General features: G+C 59.8%; 1 protein-coding gene. It reads left to right on the top strand.

Going from position 1 to position 465, the window contains the following annotated elements; genetic code table 11:
- Positions 1-47 precede the first annotated feature (47 nt).
- Positions 48-465, top strand: a 418-nt coding sequence (locus tag EOS_RS42735; protein ID WP_235443143.1) for a histidinol dehydrogenase, incomplete at its 3' end; no start/stop codon positions are given.

Raw genomic sequence — 465 nt, 5'->3', positions numbered from 1 at the left:
TGGCTTCTGATTTGCTCTCTCAGGCTGAACACGGCCCGGACTCACAGGTGATTTTACTGACGCCCGCTGCTGATATGGCGCGTCGCGTTGCCGAGGCCGTCGAACGCCAACTGGCAGAACTGCCGCGTGCCGAAACCGCCCGCCAGGCACTGAACGCCAGCCGCCTGATCGTGACTAAAGATTTAGCGCAGTGCGTGGAGATCTCCAACCAGTACGGCCCGGAGCACCTGATCATTCAGACCCGCAACGCCCGTGAACTGGTCGATAGCATCACCAGCGCCGGTTCGGTATTTCTTGGTGACTGGTCACCGGAATCGGCAGGTGATTACGCCTCCGGCACCAACCACGTTCTACCGACTTACGGTTACACCGCCACCTGTTCCAGCCTCGGGCTGGCAGATTTCCAGAAGCGCATGACCGTACAGGAACTGTCGAAAGAGGGGTTCTCCGCGCTGGCTTCAACCA

It is taken from the genome of Caballeronia mineralivorans PML1(12) (assembly GCF_001028175.1).
Lineage (GTDB): Bacteria > Pseudomonadota > Gammaproteobacteria > Burkholderiales > Burkholderiaceae > Caballeronia > Caballeronia mineralivorans.
The sequence above is the reverse complement of the archived record's forward strand: the minus strand, read 5'-3'. Positions and strand labels throughout refer to the sequence as shown.